Annotated in this window: 17 protein-coding genes and 1 pseudogene; 9 read left to right on the top strand and 9 right to left on the bottom strand. The window is 71.6% G+C overall.

Translation table 11 applies throughout. The features are described 5' to 3' along the window. Positions 1–122 precede the first annotated feature (122 nt). The 3 genes from K4B79_RS08455 (at position 123) to tgmB (ending at position 1,738) form a co-directional block, all read left to right on the top strand. On the top strand, positions 123–428 hold the full coding sequence (locus K4B79_RS08455) for a DUF1232 domain-containing protein (protein WP_232025682.1): 306 nt from the start codon (positions 123–125) through the stop codon (positions 426–428). A gap of 118 nt (positions 429–546) precedes the next feature. Then, positions 547–738, top strand: a complete 192-nt coding sequence (tgmA, locus tag K4B79_RS08450; protein ID WP_232025681.1) for a putative ATP-grasp-modified RiPP — start codon at positions 547–549, stop codon at positions 736–738. A gap of 16 nt (positions 739–754) precedes the next feature. Next, a complete protein-coding gene (gene tgmB, locus K4B79_RS08445) occupies positions 755–1,738 on the top strand; it encodes an ATP-grasp ribosomal peptide maturase (protein WP_232025680.1) in 984 nt (327 codons plus the stop codon). Positions 1,739–1,745: 7 nt separating this feature from the next. Here tgmB and K4B79_RS08440 read toward each other — a convergent pair whose 3' ends face one another. Continuing rightward, positions 1,746–1,961, bottom strand: coding sequence for a hypothetical protein (locus tag K4B79_RS08440; protein WP_232025679.1), 216 nt, complete (start codon positions 1,959–1,961; stop codon positions 1,746–1,748). 128 nt (positions 1,962–2,089) lie between these two features. Beyond that, positions 2,090–2,560 carry a hypothetical protein gene (locus K4B79_RS08435; RefSeq protein WP_232025678.1) on the bottom strand — a complete coding sequence of 157 codons (471 nt, stop codon included), beginning with the start codon at positions 2,558–2,560 and terminating at the stop codon, positions 2,090–2,092. 158 nt (positions 2,561–2,718) lie between these two features. Between K4B79_RS08435 and K4B79_RS08430 the strand changes: the two genes are divergently transcribed. Further along, positions 2,719–3,690, top strand: a complete 972-nt coding sequence (locus K4B79_RS08430; protein WP_232025677.1) for a GlxA family transcriptional regulator — start codon at positions 2,719–2,721, stop codon at positions 3,688–3,690. 46 nt (positions 3,691–3,736) lie between these two features. On the opposite strand, the gene K4B79_RS08425 is transcribed toward K4B79_RS08430, so the two are convergent. Further along, positions 3,737–3,994, bottom strand: a complete 258-nt coding sequence (locus tag K4B79_RS08425; protein ID WP_232025676.1) for a DUF5133 domain-containing protein — start codon at positions 3,992–3,994, stop codon at positions 3,737–3,739. A 120-nt stretch (positions 3,995–4,114) separates the two neighbouring features. After that, positions 4,115–5,881, bottom strand: a complete 1,767-nt coding sequence (locus K4B79_RS08420) for an ABC transporter ATP-binding protein (RefSeq protein ID WP_232025675.1) — start codon at positions 5,879–5,881, stop codon at positions 4,115–4,117. 163 nt (positions 5,882–6,044) lie between these two features. On the opposite strand from K4B79_RS08420, the gene K4B79_RS08415 reads away from it, so the two are divergent. The 4 genes from K4B79_RS08415 (at position 6,045) to K4B79_RS08400 (ending at position 11,256) form a co-directional block, all read left to right on the top strand. Next, positions 6,045–6,914 carry a nucleic acid/nucleotide deaminase domain-containing protein gene (locus tag K4B79_RS08415; RefSeq protein ID WP_232025674.1) on the top strand — a complete coding sequence of 290 codons (870 nt, stop codon included), beginning with the start codon at positions 6,045–6,047 and terminating at the stop codon, positions 6,912–6,914. A 37-nt stretch (positions 6,915–6,951) separates the two neighbouring features. After that, positions 6,952–8,640 (top strand): ATP-binding protein, encoded by a 1,689-nt coding sequence (locus K4B79_RS08410; RefSeq protein WP_232025673.1) that lies wholly within the window; start codon positions 6,952–6,954, stop codon positions 8,638–8,640. Between the two features lie 175 nt (positions 8,641–8,815). After that, complete coding sequence (locus tag K4B79_RS08405) at positions 8,816–10,504, top strand: WXG100-like domain-containing protein (protein WP_232025672.1); 1,689 nt, start codon at positions 8,816–8,818, stop codon at positions 10,502–10,504. Between the two features lie 140 nt (positions 10,505–10,644). Then, complete coding sequence (locus tag K4B79_RS08400) at positions 10,645–11,256, top strand: SUKH-4 family immunity protein (RefSeq protein ID WP_232025671.1); 612 nt, start codon at positions 10,645–10,647, stop codon at positions 11,254–11,256. Between the two features lie 83 nt (positions 11,257–11,339). Here K4B79_RS08400 and K4B79_RS08395 read toward each other — a convergent pair. The 3 genes and pseudogenes from K4B79_RS08395 to K4B79_RS08380 form a co-directional block, all read right to left on the bottom strand. Continuing rightward, positions 11,340–11,522 (bottom strand): annotated as a pseudogene (locus tag K4B79_RS08395) (TetR/AcrR family transcriptional regulator); the annotation flags it as partial. A gap of 127 nt (positions 11,523–11,649) precedes the next feature. Beyond that, positions 11,650–14,007 (bottom strand): alpha-L-fucosidase, encoded by a 2,358-nt coding sequence (locus K4B79_RS08385; protein ID WP_232025670.1) that lies wholly within the window; start codon positions 14,005–14,007, stop codon positions 11,650–11,652. A 172-nt stretch (positions 14,008–14,179) separates the two neighbouring features. Continuing rightward, the gene (locus tag K4B79_RS08380; RefSeq protein WP_232025669.1) at positions 14,180–14,917 is read right to left on the bottom strand and encodes an SDR family oxidoreductase; all 738 of its coding nucleotides are present in this window, start codon (positions 14,915–14,917) and stop codon (positions 14,180–14,182) included. Positions 14,918–15,008: 91 nt separating this feature from the next. On the opposite strand from K4B79_RS08380, the gene K4B79_RS08375 reads away from it, so the two are divergent. Continuing rightward, positions 15,009–15,881, top strand: coding sequence for a LysR family transcriptional regulator (locus K4B79_RS08375; RefSeq protein WP_232025668.1), 873 nt, complete (start codon positions 15,009–15,011; stop codon positions 15,879–15,881). A gap of 10 nt (positions 15,882–15,891) precedes the next feature. Here K4B79_RS08375 and K4B79_RS08370 read toward each other — a convergent pair whose 3' ends face one another. After that, positions 15,892–17,313 (bottom strand): salicylate synthase, encoded by a 1,422-nt coding sequence (locus tag K4B79_RS08370; protein WP_374208449.1) that lies wholly within the window; start codon positions 17,311–17,313, stop codon positions 15,892–15,894. 68 nt (positions 17,314–17,381) lie between these two features. Next, positions 17,382–19,076, bottom strand: a complete 1,695-nt coding sequence (locus K4B79_RS08365) for a (2,3-dihydroxybenzoyl)adenylate synthase (protein WP_232025666.1) — start codon at positions 19,074–19,076, stop codon at positions 17,382–17,384. Positions 19,077–19,140: the final 64 nt, after the last annotated feature.

Genomic DNA, 19,140 nt, shown 5'->3' with positions numbered 1-19,140 from the left:
CCGCGCGCCGTGCGCCCCCGCGCGCGCCAACCCGCGTTCGGCAGGCAATAGCGGCGGCATAAGGGGGAATCCGTCAGGAGACGGGCGCACAACGCGGCACGTCCCTACGAGGAGGACCGCCCGTGGACACGACCACCACAGTGATCGTCGCCGTCGCGATCCTCGCGGCGCTGGTGCTGGCTTTCGCCGTCGCCGTGTTCGTGCGGCTGGTGCGGACCCGCCGCGAGCTGCGGCGGGCCGGACTTCCGACCGGGCCACGCTGGGTCTTCTGGGGTGCCCTGTTGTACTTCGTCCTGCCCACCGATCTGGTGCCCGACCCCGTGTACCTGGACGACATCGGCGTACTGCTCCTGGCCCTGCGCACCCTGCGCGCCTCCCCCGGCACGCGTGCGCGGGAGGCGCCACGCGAGCGCGACTACGCACCGTAAGGAAACCAATCACCCGTTCGATTCGTATAAGTCTCTGGAAGCCCGGACGCGCCGGGGGAACGAGTGCGGCCGCAGGGTGACCGTCGTGTGATCGAGCAGTACCGGCGAGGGAGAGACGATGCAACCGTTCGCGCTCAACTACGCACGTCCGGCCGCGGAGTTGGAGGCCACCACTCCGTACGCCTACGACTCCGGACTGCAGTTGAACGTGCTTCGCGACGGGCGGATAGCCGCCCGCGACCACGGCCTGATGAGGGAGCTGGGGACCACCACCTCCACTGCGGGGTCCAAAACACACTTCGACGACTGAACACGGGCCGTCGACCATGACCGTGTTGATTCTGACAAGCGAAGAGGACGTGACCGCGGACATGGTGGTCGTGCACCTCAACGCCTCGGGGGTCCCGGTGGTCCGGCTCGACCCCGCCGACCTGCCCGGCGGGGTGGCACTGTCGGGGGAGTACGTGCACGGTGCCTTCCGCGGCCATCTGTCGGCCGCAGGCCGTCTGGTGAGCATCGGCGGGCTGCGGTCGATCTGGGTGCGCAGGCCCGGGGCGGCGGCCGCCCGGGCGGCCGTTCCGTCCGACTGGCTGACCGAGGAGGCCTCCCAGGCGCTCTACGGCATGCTGCGCGGCAGTGCCGCGCGCTGGATGAACCACCCCGACGCGGCCCGGCGGGCCCGTCACAAGCCCTGGCAGCTGCATCTCGCCCAGCGGTGCGCGCTGCCGGTGCCGGCCACCCTCATCACGACGTTCCCGCAGGCCGCGCGCGCGTTCGCGGAACGCTATCCGGACCTGGTGGTCAAGCCGGTCTCCGGTACGCATCCGCAGGATCCGCCGCTGGCCGTGCCGACCAGCCGGGTCGCGCCGGACACCGACTTCTCCGCCGTCGCCCACGGACCCACCCTGCTGCAACGCCGGGTCGCCAAACGGGCGGACATCCGCCTGACCGCCGTGGGCGACCGGATGCTGGCCGCCCGCAAGGCGACCGACCAGGACGCGGACCCCGGGGAGATCGACGTCCGGTTCGCCCCGAGCGCCGCGCCGTGGCGGCCGGTGGAGGTTCCGGCCCGTGTCGCCGCGGGCGTACAGGCCTATCTGCGCGATGCCGAACTGGCGTACGGTGCCTTCGACTTCGCCGAGGACGCGGACGGCACCTGGTGGTTCCTGGAGTGCAACCAGTCGGGGCAGTTCGGCTTCGTCGAGGTGGACACCGGGCAGCCGATCGCGCTGGCCGTCGCCGAGTGGCTGGCCGCTCCGGGGCAGGAACGGCCGTCACGTGTCAACGACCGGGGCTCGGTGGTGCGTTGAGCCGTCGTCAGTAGGGGCGCGGGCCGGGCAGGGCGGCCCGCTGCCATCCCGCTCCCGGGGCGGCAGGCCGGTCGGTGGGGAGCCCGGAGCCGAGGGCGGACTGGAAGGGGCGCATGACGAACTCCAGCTCCCTGGTCACGCGCTCGGCCTCCCTGCGTACCTGAAGAGGGATGTCGCCGCGTTCCGCGACGAGCCGGTCGTAGATGGGGGAATCCTGGAACACCCGTCAACGCGCCTTTCGTGTTACTGCCCATGCACGTGGGCACGACTGCCGAGTGTAAGCGCCTTCCCGCACCTGAGGACGAATTCCGGCGTTGGACTTGACGCGGGGCCGACCGGCGCCCCGCTCCCTCAGGCGCCGGTGGTGGATCCGGGCCGGACGATCATCAGGACGGTGACCGTCGCCCACAGCAGGTTGAACACACCGGTGAACATGGCGAGTCGCACCGTACTGTCCCGCTCGACCGTCTGCCGCTCGTCCAGCCGTTCGAGGAGTTCGTCCTGGCGGGGCAGGACGAAGGCGACCAGGACGCCGGCCGCCGCGGCCGTCAGGGCGATGGACGTCACGAGCCAGCCGTCGCCCAGGACCCCCATCGCGGCGGCGGTGGCGAACCCCAGGAGAGGCACCGCGAGGCCGATGCCGGAGTAGACCCGGCAGATGCGGTGCAGCAGACGTACGGTGCCGACGCCCGCGATGTCCGGTCCGTCGGCACCCACTCGGACGCGCCGCGCGGCGGGCGGGAACATGCTGGCCGCCACGGTGACGGGACCGATGGCGACGATGGCGGCCAGGACGTGCAGGGACAGCAGGAACTTGGTCATGGGGCCTCACCCTAGGAATCCCGCGGGTGATCACACAGAGGCGGAAACGACAGGTACCAACGGATTCCCGCCAACAGTCCCCAGCAGCGGGAATGTTCCTCGGATCCGGTCTCGGCGGGGTGTACGCGGATGGCGGGAACCTGCCTATCGTGGCGGTCATGCACACGGTGGAGGTCCTGGTTCTCGATCACGTGGTGCCGTTCGACATGGCGGCGCCCATGACGGTGTTCGACTGGACGCGGCTGCCCGACGGCCGCCGTCCCTATCGGGTGCGCCTGTGCGCCGAGTCGCCGGAGGTGCCCGCGGACGGCGGTTTCGGTCTGCGGATCGACCGGGGGCTCGAAGCCCTGGCGGACGCCGACACCATCATCGTGCCGGGCCGTTCCGACGAGGCCGGGCCGCTGTCACCCGCCGTGGTGACGGCTCTCCGGGAGGCCGCCGAGGCGGGCACCCGGATCGCGTCCGTGTGCGTGGGCGCCTTCGTGCTGGCGGAGGCCGGGCTGCTGGACGGGCTCCGCGCCACCACCCACTGGGTCGCCGCCGACGACCTCGCGCGCCGCTTCCCGCTCATCGACGTGCGGCCCGACGTGCTGTACGTCGACAACGGCGGGATCCTCACCTCGGCCGGCGCCGCCGCGGCCCTGGACATGTGCCTGCACATGATCCGGCTGGACCTGGGATCGGCCGTCGCCGCGCACGCCGCCCGCATGTCGGTGATGCCGCTGGAACGGGAGGGCGGGCAGGCCCAGTTCATCGTGCACGAGCATCCGCCGGTGCCGCGCGGCTCGACGCTGGAGCCGCTTCTGGAGTGGATCGAGGACAACCTCGCCCGGGAGATCACCCTGCCGGCCATGGCGGCCCGCTCGGGCATGAGCGAGCGCACCTTCAGCCGCCGTTTCCGCGAGCAGACGGGCACCACTCCCCTGCAATGGCTGCTGCGGGCCCGGGTACGGCGGGCCCAGTACCTGCTGGAGAACAGCGACCACCCGGTCGAACGGATCGCGCGGCAGGCGGGGTTCGGTTCCCCCACCTCCTTCCGCGAACGCTTCCGCCGGGTGGTGGGCACCACCCCGCAGGCGTACCGCGCCGCGTTCCACGCCAGGAAGGACGACGTCCCGGAGCCGACCTGAACCTTCGCCTCCGGGACGTCCCGGCCTCACACGGCCTGGCCCGGCCTCACCCGGCCAGCCGCAGGCCTTCCTCACCGTCGTCCGCCGGAGCGGTCTCCGCCGGGCGGGCGGCTTCCAGCAGCAGCGCGTCCGCCCTGGCCACCGCCTCATGGATGTCGGCGGCACTCATCATCACGCAGAGCGTGTAGGTGACGTCGTCCAGTTCACGTGTCGTCTCCTGCCTCTCCCTCTCCGCCTGCGCGATCCGCAGTGTCGCGTACCGCGTCAGCAACTTCCTGACGACCTTCGGGTCCGGAACGAGCACGTAGCGCCCCTCTCTTGATTTTTCGCTGCGTATGCCCGATCCACGCCCGACCATTCGTCTTCTCGGCGTCGAAACGCACGATTGGCGTGATCCCGTTACCTCCCACGCCCGTTTTTCCTGTCAGGCGACCTGACCGTGCAGAGCCGTGTACGCACCACCCCGGCTCAAAAGCTCCTCATGCGTGCCGATCTCCTCGATACGGCCGTCCCCCATCACGACGATCCGGTCCGCGCCCCGCACGGTGGACAGCCGGTGCGCCACCACGAACGTGGTGCGGCCGTGCAGCAGCCGGGCGAGGGCCTCCTGCACGAGCGCCTCCGACCGGGTGTCCAGCGCCGAGGTCGCCTCGTCCAGGATCAGCACCCGGGGGTCGCGGATCAGGGCACGGGCGATGGCCAGGCGCTGGCGCTGCCCGCCGGAGAGTCGCGCGCCGCGCTCTCCGACCAGGGTGTCCAGGCCCCGCGGCAACCGGTCGACGAACTCCAGCGCGTTGGCGTCGCGCAGGGCCGCGCGCACCGTCTCCTCGTCGGCGTCGTCCATGCCGTAGGCGACGTTCTCGCGGACGGTGCCGTCGAAGAGGATCGACTCCTGGGGGACGACCGAGACGAAACGCCGGTAGGTGCGCAGGTCGAGGGTGTTCATGTCGGTGCCGTCGAGCAGCAGCCGGCCGGTGGTCGGGCGGATGAAGCCGATGACGAGGTTGAGGACGGTGGACTTGCCCGCGCCGGAGGCACCCACGAGGGCGATCGTCTCCCCGGGGGTCACGGTCAGGCTGAAGTCCCGTACGGCGGCCCGGCCGTTGTCGTCGTAGGCGTACCCGACGTGCTGGAAGGCGACGGCGCCGCGCACCGAGGAGACCTCGGTCCTGCCCTCGTTGTCCTCCAGTTCCGGGGCCTGGAGGACCTCGCCGACCGAACGGACCGATTCCAGGCCCTTGGTGATGACCGGGGCGAGTCCCGCCAGCGTCGTCGTGGAGTTGGTGAGGGTGGTCAGGAAGGCGCTGAGCATGACGACGTCGCCCGCGGTCACGCCCCAGACGCCGTAGTACGAGACCAGCGCGGCGCCGGCCAGGACCAGCACGCCGATCACGTTGAGGACGACCCAGGCCAGGGAGCCGAACCGGCCGTTGACGAGGTCGAGGCGCATCCCGGAGGTCAGCAGGCGGCGCAGGGTGCCGTCCATGCGGCGCAGCGCCTTGCCCTCCAGGCCGTGGGCGCGGGTGACCGGGATGAGCCGGGTCATCTCCGTCACCCGGGAGGACAGGGTCTCCACCTCGTGCCGGAAGTGCTCGTTGTGGGTGCGCAACCGGGCCCGCAGGCGGGCGACGACGAGCGCGGCGGCGGGCACGACGACGAGGAAGACGGGGACGAACTCCGGAGTCCGCACGGCGATGATGACCAGTCCGCCGATCAGCACGGTGGTCGCGCCGAGCCCGGTCTCCGCGGTCTGCTGGACCATCTGCTCGACGGTCTCGACGTCCCGGACCACCTTGGCCTGGAGCACGCCGGCGCTGACGCGGGAGTGGTAGCCGATGGACAGCTGCTGCATGCGGGTGCACAGCGCGGACCTGAGCGTGGTGCCCATGCGGCGCACACTGCCGTAGAGGAGGCGGACGTACAGCACGTGCAGCGGGTAGTTGACGAGCAGGATGAACAGGATGATGCCGGTGCTCGTCCACAGGCGGGAGATCGGCTGGTGCTGGACCACGGTGTCGATGATCGACGCGGTGATCAGCGGCAGCAGCCAGATGGGGCTGTGCTTGACCGTGAAGACGCCGACCGCCGCGGCGATGCGGCGGCGGTCGGCACGGAAGAGATAGGCGAGGGTGCGTATCGGGTGTTCGCCTCGGTAGCGATGGTCGAGGGGTCTCTCGAACGGCGACGCCATCGGCGGTGGTCCTCCCGGTTGCCGAATGCAGAGCAAGCGCTTTCTTCCCCTGCCGGGACCGTGTACACCAGGGCCTCGTCTCGGATTCGTCACAGCCCCCGGGACCCTGTCTGGCCTGCGCATAAGGTGGAGTTGACACGTCCGCCACCGTGAGAGGTCTGTGATGCCCGAGCTCCCCTCGGACCCCGCCGTCGCACAGTTCGGCCCCTACGGGCTGCGCCGCATCGCCATGCCCGCCTCGTACGGGACCGTGCCGGCCTCGGCCCGCAGCCACCTCGCGCAGGTCGGTGTACCGCTGCACGTCGGCCCGTACTTCATCGCGGCGGACGACACCGACGGGCCGACTCTGGGGATGTACACCGGCCATCGCGGCGTCGCGCTGCAGGGCGAGTGGGCGGAGTGGGTGCGCATCGGCACCGACCGGCTGGCGGAACTGTGCGTCCGCTCCGACGGCTCCGTGAAGGCCCTCTTCCTCGGACGCGGCGAACCCTCCCTGTTCGTCAACTCGGACGTCGCCGCCTTCACGCACTGCGCCGCCGCCCTGGACCGCGCCCTCCCGGTGATCGCCGCCTCCGACGGGCTCCGGTCCGCCGCCGAGGCGTTCGCCGCGCTGGTGCGGGAGGTCCGGCAGATCGACCCGGAGGCCGTCGCCGACCGGGAGAACTGGTGGTCGCGGGTGCTCGACGACGTCCGCCACACCCTCAACTTCCCCTTCTCCTCGGCCTTCGAGTACGTCGGCGAGGACGGTGTGGAGCAGATCGTCACCGCCCGGACCGGCCCCGGCCGCCCGCACCCCGAGGAGCAGCTGTGGCAGCGGCTCTCCGCCGCCGGGGTGGAGCCCGAGCAGGTCCGCCGCGTCTACTGCGAACTGGAGCCGTGCATGATGCCGGGCCACTACTGCTCCGTCCGGCTCCAGTCCGTCCTGGCGCACGCCGAGTTCACGCACAGCTTCGACTACGGCGCCACCGCGGAGTCCCGCGACGAAGGCATCGAGGAGCTCATCGCCCACGCCGCGCGGCAGGCCCGGCAGTGAGGCGCCGCCCGAGTTCCGCAGAAACGGAGACGCGTTCATGACCGCCGACACCGCCACGCCCTGGTCCCGGCCCGCTTCCGGGCGGGAGCCCGCCGCGGCCGCCCTGCTCTCCTGGCTGGGCGACCCCCGCGCCCCGGGCCTCGCCGTGGTCACCGGCGCCGAGGGCAGCGGCAAGTCACGGCTCCTGGCCTGGCTGATCGGCCACGGCACCCGGCCCGGCACCGTCGACGAGCGCCGCGTCCACGGCTTCGTACCCCTGCCCGGCCAGACCGCGACCACGGCCGCCTGGATGCTCGGCCAGCAGTTGTCGATCGCCGCCCGCTCCCCCGGCGACCTCCTGGCCGCGCTGGCCGCCGACCGGCGCCGTACCGTGATCGCGCTGCCCGAGCTGCACCGCGCCGAGCAGCCCGGCGCTCTTGTCGAACTCGCCCTGGACCTCGCCGCGTTGGAGCATGTGCGGGTGCTGGTGGAGGTGCGCTCCGGTACGCGGTGGGAGCGGGAGCTCACCGCCGGTCTCTGTGCCCGCATGGACCTGGACGAGTCCCAGTGGACCGACGAGGCGCGCCGCGCGTCCTGGGAGGCGGCCCACCCCGTCGACCCGACCGGGCTCACGGAACAGGAACCGGAGCCGGAGGAACCGTTCGACCTGGACGATCCCGCCTCGGTCTGTGCCGCCGACCCCTGGAGTGTGACCGTCGCGTACGAACGCTCCGAGGAGAGCCACGGCGGACTGCGCGCCGCCTGGCTGCGGTCCGGCGCCGCCCTGACCCGAGAGCAGCCGGCCGCCGAACGCGCCCTGGTCCTGCTCGCCGCCCTCGGCGACGCCGCCGATCCGCGGCTGCCCGCCGCCCTCGACTCCGCTGCCCGGCACGCCTCCTGGACCGTCGTCCGGCACCGGGTGCGCGGTGACGTCAGCCCGCCGTGGCCCGGCCCGGTCCGCTCCCTGACGGCCGGTACCGGCCCGCTGGCCGGGCAGCTCGTCGTCGCCGACCACCAGGGCACCGTGCGCCTCCTCGACGCGGACAGCGCCGGTTCCGTGGGCCGCCTCCCGCATCCCGTGCCCGGCGCCCGTACCACCGCCGAGTACGGCGACGGCACTGTCAGCGTCCTGGACGAGCACGGCCTCCTGCACACCCAGCGCGCCGTCGAGTCCGCGCGGCGCAAGGGGCTCGCCGCCCTCATCGACGACGGCCCCTCCGCTCAGGAGCAGCTCCTCGAAGCCGTGGAGCGGTACACGGGCCACCGCCGGGAGCCGGTCACCGCGCTGACCGGGTTCGCGGACCGTGTCGTCCTCGGTGACGCGGCCGGCACCGTGCACGTGGTGGCCGTCGGCGCCGAGCCGCGTACCGCCGCCCTGCACCGAGGGCGCGTCACCGCGGTCGCCGGGACCGCCCTGTCCGTCTCCGCGGAGGGTGACGCCTTCGTCCTGCTGTACACGGGCGGCGCAGACGGCACCGTACGCGCGTGGGCACCGCACACCGACCCCATGCCCGAGCCGGTGGCCGCTCGCGACTGCGCCGTCGACGCGGTGGCGGTGACGGCGGCCGACACCGGGCTCGTCCTCGCGATCGCCTGGTCGGACGGACTCGTCGAACACCGGGCCCTGGACGACGACCGGCTGCGCACCTTCCGCCCCGGCGGCCGGGCCCACGCCATCGCCTTCACGGCGGAAGGGGACCTGGTGGTGGGGACGGACGACGCGCTCGTGCGGCTGCGGGCGCGATGACGGCCGCCCCACGGGGGACGCCCCTCGCTCCGCTACCAACTCCGGTGCACCCACCGTCGGATGGGACTCTTGTCACAGATCGGCGACGCGACCCGCTTTCAACTTGTGTACCTGACAATCTGTCACGTTAGCTGAGGGCAGGAGATGCAGGTGACGGGGGAGGGAACGCGCGGCCATGGGTCTGGTACTGCCGAGCATCATCGACGAGGCACTCGACCTGATCGGGGTCAACTGGCCCAACGTCGACGAGGACGACTACTTCGAGATGGCGACGTCCATACGGGACTTCGCCAAGGACTTCGAGGGCCACGGCGGCGACGCGGACAAGGCCGTGACCCGCATCCTCAACTCCTCCGAGGGCTGGGCCGTCGAGTCCATGCAGAAGCACTGGTCGCATGTGAAGGCCGGTCACCTGGACAAGATCCCCGAGCTGGCGCGGCTGTTCGCGGACGCCTGTGACGGTGTCGGCCAGATCATCCGCGGCATGAAGGTCAAGGCGGGCATCGAGCTCGGGGTGCTCGCCGCCACCATCGTCGCCGAACTCGCCGCCGCGCCGGTGACCCTGGGCATCTCCGCCGCGGTCGCCGCCGGTGAGATCGCCCTGATGCGCACCATCGTCAAGCGGCTCATCGACGAGGCGGTCGAGCGGATCGTCGACGAGCTCGTCGCGAAGGTCACCGAGCCCGTCACCGGCAAACTCCAGGAACTCGTCGCGGACACGGTCCTCGACCTCGCCGAGGGAGCCTTCAACCCCGGGAACAACCCGGGCGGCATGAAACTGGCCTCCGCCGGCGACGACGCGGGTGGGTCCGGCGGCGCGGGCAAGAAGACGGTCATCGACCACGTCGAGTTCGAGGACGGCGCCGGCAAGGTCTCCCGCCACGGCGGCGACATGAGCAGCCAGTCCGGGATCCACCTCGGCAAGTCGAAGACCACCTTCGGCAAGACCAAGGGCAAGGACACCTTCACCGAGGCCTTCGACTCCATCCTCGAGGGTGCCCTCGACGGCATGGAGAAGGCCGCCAAGAAGGTGACCGACCATGTCACGGACACCATCCCGGACCGGGTGAAGACCGCCTCCAAGGACCTCAAGCGCAAGGACCACGACATCGGCGACGAAGCCGAGAAGGTCGACGTCAAGAAGGTCAAGCACGACGGCGACACGCCCATGTATCTCCTCAGCGACGACGGTTCGATACGCCAGCTGCACCACGACGGGACCACCACCCCCGTCCGCCACAACGACTCCTCCGGGGTGAACGACGTACTCGGCGACAAGGCCTGGTACCCGTGGAACAACAAGGGCGACAAGCAGCGCAAGAACAAGCCCGACAACGGCACCAAGGTCAACTCGACGAAGGTCGCGCCCGGCTCCACCGACCTGTCCCGCGCCACCCAGCTCGGCCGCTACGCCAACCGCACCGAACGCCCCGGTTCCTACATACCCGGCGGCAACTACGCGTCGGCGCTCTACGACGACGGCAAGGGGAATCGTTTCATCCTGGTCGGCGCCAGCGGTGAGGCACATTCCGAACGCTCCATCGGACACCCGCTGATCAAAAGGGGGCACGAGGGAAACGTCGGCGAGCTCTTCACGGAACGTGAGCCCTGCCAGAAGAATCCCAAGTGCGACAAATATCTTGCCCGGGAATTCCCCGACAATCTCGACGTCACGCACAGCTCGAAATACGATCAGTCCGAAAAGGGCCCGAACGGCGAAGAGCTCAGCAAGTACAAGAAGGACCGGGAACACCGCGCCTACGTCAAGTGGCTGCACGACCAGTGGGACCAGCACGGGGTCTCCGGGGGACGCACTGGTACAGTGATGAACCTCTCACCCTCGGACAACAAGTTCGTTCCATAGGAGGCCGGGTGAGCGGGCGGCGGGGTGAAATCGGACCGCCGCCGAAAGCACCTCGATCCGCAACGCTGTTGTTGTGAACGCTTTCTGTCCACCAAAAGACCCACGGCGCCCGCGGCGCCGCCGAGTTCGGAGTTCCGTCAGTGCTTTTCGACGTCACCCGCGGCGAACTCGCCGACATCTTCGGCGAGGACCGGCTCGCGACCCTGCCCGCCACCGCCTTCCCGCCCCCCGCCGCGGACACCGAAGGCGCCCGCCTCCTGCAGACCGTCGGTGTCCCCACCGGGACGCTCCTGCTGCGTGAGCCCGACGAGGACTCCGGTCGGCTGCCCCTCGTCCAGGACGTCGTCGACACCGAGGACTTCGAGGACGCCCCGCAGGACGCGGGCGGGTGGCCCGTCATCGGCTGGCTGCTCAACGTCCATCTCGCCCTCGACCCCGGATCCGGCGCGGTGCACGCCTTCGACGCCGACGAGGAGACCGTGCGGGGACTCCACACGGACGTCTCCTCCCTCATCCAGGTCACCCTCCGATTCCAGCGCCTGCTCGAAGAGTTCACCTTCAGCGGCGACGACGAGGAGGCCGACTTCGAGCGCCTGGAGAGCGAGGTCGAACGGATCCGCCAGGAGACGAGCGGCATCGACCCGCTCCCCTTCGAGGACGACGAGACCGTCTGGTCCGTGGTCGGCGAGGAGATCGCCGCGGGCCAGCGCTTCAAGGGCGACAGCCCGGGAGCCCGCTCGCTCTACGGGTGACCCTCCAGGGGTCGGGGACGCCTGCTCGGACGAGTTCGCGAGCCGGCGGACACCTCGCCGTGCCGGTCGCCCGAGCCGCTCTCTCAGGTCAGCGGAAAGCCGCGTAGGGCCGCGTCGGCCATCGCCTGGAGCTCCTCGCGGCAGACACCGCTCGCGGCCTGCACGGCGATGCCGTACGCCAGGGTGGTGACGTAGCGGGCCAGGAGCCCCGGATCGGTTCCCGGGGGCAGGTCTCCCTCGTCGGCGGCTCGCCGGAAACGCTCCCGCCGCCGTGGCCTTCCTCGCCTCCGATCAGAGCAGCTTCATCACCGGTTCGAGCCTGTCCGTCGACGGCGGCCTCAACCATCTGAGGCCGCCCGACCGCCGCCGTCCAGGGACGGCGGCGGCACCGGTTCAGCCCCGCCACGCCACCTTGAACACCCACACGTGCTGTCCTGCCCCGCGGGCCGCCTCGGGTACGTCGATCACGAGCGAGCCGTTGCTGACGGTCCAGGTCAGCGGGCGGTCGTGGCCGAGCATCGTCACCTTGTCGCCGCTGCGGATCGGCACCGGGGCCTCGACAGTGAGCTTCGCGCCCGGCCGGGCCAGCGAGTGGATGTAGAACGCCTCGTTCTGCCGGATCGTGAACCGCAGGTCCTCGCCCAGCTGGGCCATGCGGGACCAGTACGTCGTGTCGTAGATCGCCTCGCCGTTGGTCCGCAGCCAGTGGCCCGTCTCCCGCAGCCGCCTCTGCATGATCTCCGGGATGGTGCCGTCGGCGCGCGGCCCGATGTCGAGCAGGAAGTTGCCGTTCTTGGAGACGATGTCGACCAGGCTGTGCACGACCTCCTCGGTCGTCATGTAGGCGTCGTCGGGCGTGGCCCGGTTGTAGCCGTAACTGAAGGGATCGAGGCCACGACTGGACTCCCACTTGGCCACGACGGTGTTCTCGTACGTCGTGTACTCGGGGGTCGTGAAGTCGTGGAAGCCGATGCCCGCGCGGTTGTTGACGGTGACCTCGATCGGCCGGCGGCGGTTCTTGGCCCGGCTGAAGTACTCCGCCAGGACCCGGACGCTGTCGTTGGCGCCGCCGATGTCACACCAGATGAGCTGCGGGTCGTAGCCGTGGATCAGCTCCAGCATCTGCGGGGCCTGGTAGTCCCGGACGTAGTCCTTGCCCGCGGTGTACCCGGTGTACGGCACCGGCTGTTGCGTGTACGGATTGCGCGGGGCGTGGCCCATCCACGGGTTGTCCGGGTTGAACCACTCGGGCATGGAGAAGTACAGGCCGCGGTGGAGTTCGGGGGTGTGGCGCCGGGAGGCGTCGAAGAGCTCCTTGACCAGGTCCCGCTTCGGTCCCAGCTTCACCGAACTGCGGTCGGAGACCTTCGTGTCCCACAGGGCGAAGCCCTCGTGGTGCTTCGACGTCAGCACGTGGTACTGCGCGCCCGCGTCCCGGAACAGCTCGACCCACGCCCGAGGATCGAACCTCTCCGCCGTGAACATCGGGATGAAGTCGTCGTACGCGAAGTCCTCGCCGTACTTCTCCCGGTGGTACGCGTAGACGGCGTTCGCCGGATCCTGCATGTGGTTCCAGTACCACTCGGCGTACTGCTTGCCGACGGGCGACCAGGCGGGCACCGAGTAGACGCCCCAGTGGATGAAGATGCCGAACTTGGCGCCCTGGAACCAGTACGGCGCCTGATGGCCGTAGAGGGACGTCTCGGTGGGCCGGTAGTCGGCGACGCCGAGGGTCACCCTGCCCTTTCTCGCGGTGACTTGTTCGCCGCGCCCGCTGACGGTCACCGTGCCGTCCTGTGCGGTGCCGGGCGCGGTGCCGGTGCGGTTGCGGATGCCGACGCGAACGCGCGCCTGCTCACCGGGGTCGAGGCGGCGGACGCGCGCCGGCTCGACGGTGCGGGCGCCGGGCACGTCGACGGCCACCGAGACCCCGTCGGCGGCGAGGACGGCGACGGTGCCCGCGTTGACGACCGTGGCCTCGACGCTCTGGGCGCCGGTGGACTCCAGCAGCGAGTTCGTCGAGTGCGCGTCCCGCAGGACCAGCGCGCGCCCCTGGGCGGCCGGCTGCAGGGAGAGCGCGAAGACGTGCAAGGACGTCTTGCCGACCTCGACCGGGTTGGTCTTCGGCAGCGTGAGCGCGACCGCCTCCCGCCGAGGGTCGGTCCACACCTCCGATACGCCGATCCCCACGCTGTGCTCGTCCTTGGTGCCGTCCGGCCCGTAGCGGTACGCGGCCGACAGCGGGCCGCCCGCCGCGTACCAGTCCGCACCTCCCAGTGCCGCGGTGGTGGACGAGCCGTCCGCGTAGTGCACGGTGGCCGTGCCCGAGGCGTCGCCGTAACTGCCCGCGGTGAGGAACAGGGCGGACATGTAACGGCCCTTGGGCAGGTCGACGCGCTGGCCGAGCGCGACGACGTTGTTCCCGGCGCCAGCGGCGGACGACGGGAAGAGGAAGGAGATCCCGTCGACGTCGATCCGTCCGGCCGGGAGTTCCTCGCCCGGGAACGTGTAGCCCGAGCCGTCGAAGTCGCCGCCGCGTGCGGTGGCGGTGTCGATGCCGTCGTTGTCGAAGAGGGCGTCGAGGGGGACGGGTACCGGGTCGGGGACCGAGACCCACTCCCCCGCCCGCCCCGCCTGCCCCGTCGTCCCGTCCGCGGCCCGCGCCCGGGCACCCACGGCCGGCGGAAGCGTCGCCGCGGCTGTCACACCCGCCGCGACGCCCAGCACCTGACGTCTTGGATACGCACTCATGAGCGGCTCCCATTCATCGGATGTATGATGATTGATCTGGGGTCCGGATCGTGTCAACGGTGCGTAGGGTGAAAGAAGTTGGAGCCACGGGAGGCAATTGATCGGAGTTCTTCGGAGTCCGTGGGCCTCTGGACCGGCGCCGGGAGCGTCGGACGGCAGGCGGAATCCGGCGTCACCAGGGGATGGCGCCGTCGTCCTCGAAGAACGCGCCCGTCGGGCCGTCGTCGGGCAGCGTGGCGAGCCGGATCGCCGTGGCCGCGCCCTGTTCGGGTGTGCGGGGTCCGTGGAAGCCGGTGAAGTCGGTCGCGACCAGGCCCGGACAGGCGGCGTTGATCAGGATGTTCGTACCGGTGAACTGGCGGGCGTACTGCACGGTGACGGCGTTGAGGAACGTCTTCGACGGCGCGTAGGCCGCCATGACAGGGCCGATCTCGATCCCCGGGTCCGCCTGCCGGGTCAGGGAGGCCACGGCACTGGAGACGTTGACGATGCGGGGTGACGCCGAGCGCCGCAGCAGCGGCAGCATCGCGTTGGTCACCCGGATGACACCGAGGACGTTGGTCTCCACGACCGTGCGGACCAGGTCGAGGTCGAGCATGGTCGGGTCCTGCACCCACCCCGGCCCGGTGTCTCCCGAGATGCCGGCGTTGTTGACCAGGACGTCCAGGCGCCCGGCCCGTCGTTCGATCAGTTCCGCGGCCTCGGTGACGCTCCGGTCGCCGGTCACGTCCAGCGGCACCCCGAACGCGTCCACCCCCGCGGCCCGCAGCTTCTCCACGGCGGTCTCACGCCGGGCCTCGTCGCGCGCTCCCACGCCCACCCGGTACCCGACGGCGCCCAGCCCGGCCGCGATCTCGTACCCGATGCCCTTGTTCGCGCCGGTCACCAGCGCGTTCTTCGTTTCGCTCATGCCCCTGATGGTCACGCGCGGACGAGCGGCGCATCCAACACCGATACGGTGCTCTGTCATACCCGTCGGGTATCACAGGTATGGTGCGGCCATGGACACCCTGGAGCCCTTGGAGACCCGCGAGTTGAGGTACTTCACGGCCGTCGCCGAGGAGCTGCACTTCGGCCGTGCCGCCGAGCGCCTCGGGATGGCCCAGCCGCCGCTGTCCCGGGCGATCCAGCGGCTCGAACGGCGCCTCGGTGTCCGCCTGTTGGAGCGCAACCGGCGTGGTGTGAGCCTGACCGGCGCCGGAGAGGTGCTGCTGCACGAGGGCCGCGCGGCCCTCGACGCGATCACCGCCGCCACCCGCCGCACCCGTCGCGCCGGCGGCTCCGGCGGACCGGAGGGCGCCCGCGATCGTCTGGTGCTGGCGGTGAAGGCGGCGGCGTCCCACGAGCTGTTGCAGAAGCTTCTCGCCGCCCACGCGGCCGAACCCGATGCCGCGGAGATCGAGGTGCTGCCGTGCGGCATGTGCGAGCAGCCGGAGTTGCTGCGCGACGGCCGCGCCGATGTGGCTCTCATGCACGCGCCGTTCAACTCCCTCGCCGGGTTCGACAGCGAGGAGCTGATGACCGAGGGACAGATCGCCGTCCTGCCCGCCGGGCACCCCCTCGCGGCGCGCGAGACGCTGTCCCTGGCCGACATCAGCGACGTCCCCGACCTGCCACCGGCGCGCTGGCAGCAGCACGGCACCTACCCGCCGGGCCCGGGCCCCGAGATCCGCGACCAGACGCAGCTGGCCCAACTGATCGCGCTCGGCCGGACGCTGGCCGTCTTCCCCGAATCCGCCCGGGCCTGGCTGTGGTCCGAGCACACCGCCGTCCCGCTCAGCGACGCGCCCCCCGTCGTCACCCACATCGCCTGGCCCGCGCACAGCCGCTCGCTCGCCCTGGCGGGGCTGATCCGTACGGCCACGCGGCTGTGACCCTCCCCCCTCACCGTGGCTCCGCGGGAGCCGTGCCGGAGCCGGGGCGGAGGTGCGGGGCCACGCTGCGGAGCTTCTCGCAGGTCTCCTCCCACTCCCGTTCCGGCGTCGACTGCCCCATCACTCCGGCTCCCGCCCGCAGCCAGGTGCGGCCGTCGCGCTGGAAGACGGTGCGCAGGACGAGGGCAGCGTCGAGAGATCCCCGGTCGTCGGCGGTGAACACGGCTCCGGCGTACAGCCCGCGGGGTTCGTCCTCGTAGCGGCTGATCGCGCGCAGCGCCTCCGGTTTCGGGCAGCCGGTGGCGGTGATCGCGGGGAACAGGGCCGCGAAGGCCTCCCAGGGGCCCCGGCCGTCGCCGAGCTGTCCCGCCGCGCGTGAGGCGAGGTGCTGCACCGAGCCGCGTTCCCGGACCGTCATGAACTCCTCGACCACGACCGTGCCGGGCCGGCAGACACCGGCCAGTTCGTCGACGGCGAGGCGGACGGAGAGGGCGTGTTCGTGGATCTCCTTGGGGTCGCCGAGCAGGTCGGCCCGCAGGCGTGCGGTCTCGTCGGGGTGGGAGGCGAGGGCGCGGGTACCGGCGAGCGGCTGCGTGGAGACGCGGCCGGTGGCCCCGTCGACCTCCACCACGGTCTCGGGGCTGAAGCCCGCCGCCCGCCAGCCGCCCAGGTCCAACAGGAAGGACCGGGCGGGGGTGTTGGCGCCGCGGCCCGCCAGGTAGCTGGCGGTCAGGTCGGGCGCCGTGTGCGCGGGCAGCGGCAGGGGCCGGGACAGGACGGCCTTCTGGAGGAGGCCGGCCCGGATGTCGGCCACGGTGCGGGTGACGGCGTTCTGGTACGGCTCCGCCCCGGACCTCAGCAGCTCCTCCACGTCGTCGTGGCCCTCGCCGACCGTCCCGGTGGGGCCGGCCAGGGCCTTGGCCATGAGCGGCAGGTGCTCCGGGTCCGCCGTGCGGATGCGTGCCGTTCCCGGGGTGAGGGCGACCTCGGTGGTCGGCAGCATGAGATGGAGCAGCGGGTCCCGTCCCGTGTCCCCGGTGTCGGGGTGCAGCAGGTGGGCCAGTTCGAAGGCCGCCCAGCCGTACACCCGCCAACCCCGGTGCGGCAGCTGGGCCAGGACGTCGGCGATCTGCCGCATCGGCGCCGCGCCGAGGGGCCGGGTCAGCGATCGGTTGCCGCAGCGCGCGGTGATCCGCTCGGCGTCCAGGGTGACGGTGGCCGCGGGACCGCAGGCGTAGTGCCAGACCCCGGCGCGCTCGTAGACGACGTACTCGCCGCCGACCCCGGCACGTGCGAGGCGGACCGCCGCCTCCGCCGGGCTCTCGGGGGACTCGACGGTGTGCTCGGGACCCAGTGCGGGCAGGGCGTCGGCCCAGGAGTTCCAGGTCCGGGAGTCCTGGGGGTCCCAGGAACCGGGTGAGGCGCTGGGCATCCGGGGTGAACTCGACGTCGAGGCGGTGGGGACGGGGACGGCGGTGGGCCGGGGATCGGTCGTGCCGGTCATGAACGGGGGTTCCCTTCGTTGCGCCGCGCGCCCTCGGTCGCGAGCTCGCGCGCCAGCGCCGTCAGTGCCTTCTTGTCGGTCTTGCCGACGGCCGTCACCGGGAGGGCGTCGAGGCTCTCGACCCGGTCGGGGATCTTGTACGGGGCCAGGCCGCGTTCCCGGAGGAAGGCGGCCGCCGCGTTCCGGTCGGGGGCGGCGGTACCGGCCCTGGGGACGACGAAGGCGCAGGTGCGTTCGCCGAGCAGGTCGTCCGGGACGGGGACGACGGCCGAGTCCAGGACCGCCGGGTGGTGGGCGAGTTGCTCCTCCACCTCGGCGGCGGCCACCTTGTCGCCTCCGCGGTTGATCTGCTCCTTCACCCGTCCCTCGACGACGAGATGGCCGGTGGGGGTGCGCCGGACGAGGTCGCCGGTGCGGTAGTGGCCGTCGGCGGTGAACGCGGTGGCGTTGTGGGCGGTGGCCTTGTAGTAGCCCCGCAGGGTGTAGGGGCCGCGGGTGAGGAGCCGGCCGGTCGCGCCGGGCGGGACGTCGCGGTCGTGCTCGTCCACGACGCGGACCTCGTCGTCGGGGGACAGCGGCCGGCCCTGCGTGTGCAGGACGACGTGTTCCGGCGCGTCGGGTTCGGTGTAGTTCAGCAGGCCCTCCGCCATGCCGAAGACCTGCTGGAGGACGGGGCCGAAGGCCGCGCGCACCCGGGCGGCGTGCTCGGGCAGGAGCCGGGCGCCGCCGACCTGGAGCAGCCGCAGCGAGGACAGGTCCGCCTCGTCCCACTCGGTGGCCGCCGCCCAGATGCGGACGGTCGGCGGCACGAGCGCGGTCACGGTGACGCGTTCACGCTCGACCAGGGCGAACGCCGTGTCCGGGTCGGCCTCGTCGGTGAGCACGGCGGTGCCGCCCGCGTGCAGGGCACCGAGCACTCCGGGACAACCGAGCGCGAAGTTGTGGGCCACGGGCAGCGCGGCGAGGTAGACGGTGCCGGGGCCGAACCCGCACAGCTCGGCGCTGGCCCGCACGTTGTACGCGTAGTCGTCGTGGGTGCGCGGGATCAGTTTGGGCAGCCCGGTGGTCCCGCCGGAGACCAGGAGCAGGGCGACCTCGGAGGCGTCGTCCGGAGCCGGTGGCAGTTCTCCGGCGGCGCCCGGGCCGTCGAGCGGGAGATGGGCGCCGGGGTCGCCGACCACCAGGACGTGACGCAGGTCCGGGCACTCCTCGGCCACCTCGGCGGCCAGTTCCCGGTGGTCGAAACCCTGGTGGACGTCGGGTGCGACGTAGGCCACGGCCCCGGAGAGCCGGCACAGGTGGACGATCTCGCTGCGGCGGTGCAGCGGCAGGGCGAGGACGGGGATCGCGCCCAGTCGCTGGAGGCCGAAGAAGACGGTGAAGAACTCGGGCACGTTCGGGAGCTGGAGGACCACCCGCTCCCCCGCCCGGACGCCGAGTCCGGCCAGCCGATGTGCGACGCGGTCGGCGGACCGCTCCAGCTCCGCCCGGTCCAGCCGTCGGTCGCCGTGGACCAGGGCGATGCGGTGCGGGTCGGCGCGGGTCCAGGCCCGCAGCAGCCGGTCGAACGTCTCGCCTCGCCAGTGTCCGGCCTCCCGGAAGCGCGCGGCGAGCTCCTCGGGCCAGGGCGTACAGCCGTCCAGCACGTGGTCCCCCTCTGGTCGTGTCCTGCTCGGCAGGGGCTTGTCCATCCCCCTCTTCATACTGTAGTAAATGAATATCATTTTCAATAACTGAAGCCATCGAGGCTGGTGA

Source organism: Streptomyces lincolnensis (assembly GCF_021173675.1).
GTDB lineage: Bacteria > Actinomycetota > Actinomycetes > Streptomycetales > Streptomycetaceae > Streptomyces > Streptomyces lincolnensis_B.
Note: the sequence above shows the minus strand (reverse complement) of the source record. Positions and strands in the feature narration are given on the sequence as shown.